Source organism: Streptomyces sparsus, from assembly GCF_054776295.1.
In genome coordinates this window covers 1-2,858 of the sequence record NZ_BAAHCA010000642.1, presented here as the reverse complement: position 1 = coordinate 2,858, position 2,858 = coordinate 1, and the positions used below count along the sequence as shown (strand labels likewise).

Genomic DNA, 2,858 nt, shown 5'->3' with positions numbered 1-2,858 from the left:
GGTCGCCAGCAGCGACCCCGACGGGCTGCTCGCCACACCGGTCGAGACGGTGCCGGGCCGGGACGTCCCGGCCGCGCAGCGCCGGCTGGCCGAACTGGTGGCCGAGTACGAACCTCTGGAGGTCCTGGTCGGCCTGCCCCGCTCCCTGAGCGGACGCGAGGGGCCGGCCGCGGCCAAGGTGCGCGCGTTCGCCCAGGTCACCGCGCATCGGATCGCCCCGGTGCCGGTGCGGCTGGTGGACGAGCGGATGAGCACCGTCACCGCGGCGCAGTCCATGCGGGCGTCCGGAGTGAACGCGAAGAAGGGCCGCGCCCGTATCGACCAGGCAGCGGCTGTGGTGATTCTGCAGAGCGCCCTTGAGACCGAACGGGTGTCGGGGGAACCGCCGGGCCAGTGCGTCGAAGTGGTTGTCTGATCGCAGTACGGTAACGTTCCGCGCGAACGGCAGCCGTTCGAACGTTGTACGGATAAGGGCAGGTTGCCGAAGCGCGGCTTAGGGGATCGATGAGCGAGTACAGCCGGGGCCACGGCTCCCAACCATGGCATCCCGGGGACCCGCTGTACGGGGACCGGGGCTGGGACGGCACCCAGCAGGGCGACTGGGACGGTTACGGCCGTCAGCAGCCGGACGCGCAGCAGTGGGACCAGAGCGCCCAGCAGGCGGCCCCCGGCCCCCAGGACCCCTACGGGAACTCCCAGCAGCCGTACGGCTCCCAGCGCTACGACGGCCAGTACTCGCCGCCGCAGTACCAGCAGCACGCCGACCAGCCCCCCTCTCAGCGGTACGGCGACCCGCATCCACCTCGGGACCCCGCGGACCAGCACTACCCGGGGGCGGGCGGCCCCCAGCAGTACGAGCACCAGCAGTTCGGGCAACAGCGTCACGAACAGCGGGAGTACGAGAACCCGTACGGGCAGCAGCAGTACGGGCAGCCGCAGCACCCCGACACGGACGACACGCGGCAGCAGCCTGACGGCCCGCAGTACGGCCCGGCCGGTGACCCCTACGGTGAGCAGCTCCCCCCGGACGCCTACGGCCAGCAGCCGCCCGACTACTACGGCACGCCCGACGCCTACCCGCCGCCGAAGCCGCAGCGCCGGCAGGACGGCGCCGCACCCGGGGCCGAACCGGACACCGACTGGGACCCGGGCCCCGACCAGGGCGAGCACGCTTTCTTCAGCGGCGACGACACCGCGGACGCCGCCGGCGGCGGGGACGAAGCGGCCGGGCGCCGCGGCAACCGGTCGAGGCGCGGCAGCGCCAAGCGGAAGAACGGCTGCGCCTGCCTGATGGTGGCGGCCGTGCTGCTCGGAGGGGGCGGGACCGTCACCTACTTCGGGTACGACTTCTACCAGAGCCGCTTCGCCGAGGCCCCCGACTTCGCCGGAGAGGGCAGCGGTGAGGTCCAGGTGGAGATCCCGCCCGGGTCCTCGGTCTCCGACATGGGCAACATCCTCAGGAAGGCCGGTGTCGTCAAGAGCCACGACGCGTTCGTCGCGGCTGCCCGCGGCAGCGACAACAAGGCCCAGACGATCCAGGCGGGCAGTTACACGCTGCGCAAGGAGATGTCCGCGGCCTCTGCCATCCAGCTGCTGCTCGATCCGGCGAGCCAGTCCGGGCTGATCATTCCCGAGGGTCTGCGCGCGCTGAAGATCTACGAGATGATCGACGAGCGGACCGGCTCCGCGGAGGGCACCACCCGGAAGGCCGCCGAGTCGGCGGACCTGGGACTGCCCACCTGGGCGGACGGCAAGGTCGAGGGCTTCCTCTTCCCCGCGAAGTACAGCGTCACCGAGGACTCCGAGCCGGAGGCCGTGCTCAGGGAGATGGTCAAGCGGGCCAACGCCGAGTTCAAGAAGGTCGGCATGGAGGCCGAGGCCAGGAAGCTGGACCGGACACCGCACGAGATCCTCACCATCGCCTCGCTCATCCAGGCCGAGGCGCAGGAGAAGGACGAGTTCGGCAAGGTCTCGCAGGTCATCTACAACCGGCTCGAACCCGGCAACTCCGAGACCAACGGCAAGCTCGACTTCGACTCCACCATCAACTACGCCATGGGCCGCTCCACCCTGGACGTCACCGTGGACGACACCAAGTTCGACTCGCCGTACAACACCTACGTCAACGCGGGCCTGCCGCCCGGCCCGATCGACAACCCCGGGCACCAGGCCATCTCCGCCGCCCTCAACCCGACCGAGGGCGACTGGATGTACTTCGTCACCGTCAAGCCCGGTGACACCCGCTTCAGCGCGACCTTCGAGGAGCACCAGGAGCACGTGGCGGACTTCAACGCCGAGCAGCGCCGCAAGCGGGAGAGCCAGGGGAGCGACGACTGATGCGGCAAGCCACCCGGGCCGCGGTGCTCGGTTCGCCGATCGCGCACTCGCTCTCCCCGGTCCTGCACCGCGCCGCCTACCGGGAGTTGGGGCTCACCGACTGGACCTACGACCGGTTCGAGGTGGACGAGGCCGGCATCGGGCCGTTCCTCGCCGACCTCGACGGCTCCTGGGCGGGTCTCTCCCTCACGATGCCGCTCAAGCGGGCCGTCATCCCACTGCTGGACGAGGTCAGCGACACCGCGTCGGCCGTGGAGGCCGTCAACACCGTGGTGTTCACCGACGACGGCCGCCGGCGAGGTGACAACACCGACGTGCCGGGCATGCTGGCCGCCCTGCGTGAGCGGGGCGTGGAACGGGTGGACCGGGCGACGGTGCTCGGCGCCGGGGCCACCGCCTCCTCCGCACTGGCCGCACTGGCCCGCATCTGCTCCGGGCCCGTCACCGCCTGCGTGCGCAGTGAGGCCAGGGCGGCGGAGATGCGCAGCTGGGGCAACCGCCTGGGCCTCGACGTGCGCACC

At 71.3% G+C, this 2,858-nt stretch carries 3 protein-coding genes; all 3 read left to right on the top strand.

What is annotated here, in order from left to right; all coding sequences use genetic code 11:
- A partial coding sequence (gene ruvX, locus ACYVE9_RS21535) for a Holliday junction resolvase RuvX (protein ID WP_461029538.1) occupies positions 1 to 415 on the top strand: 415 nt, incomplete at its 5' end.
- Positions 416 to 504: 89 nt separating this feature from the next.
- Complete coding sequence (gene mltG, locus ACYVE9_RS21530) at positions 505 to 2,337, top strand: endolytic transglycosylase MltG (protein ID WP_461029537.1); 1,833 nt, start codon at positions 505 to 507, stop codon at positions 2,335 to 2,337.
- Positions 2,337 to 2,858, top strand: a 522-nt coding sequence (locus ACYVE9_RS21525; protein WP_461029536.1) for a shikimate dehydrogenase family protein, incomplete at its 3' end; no start/stop codon positions are given. The genes mltG and ACYVE9_RS21525, both read left to right, overlap by 1 nt.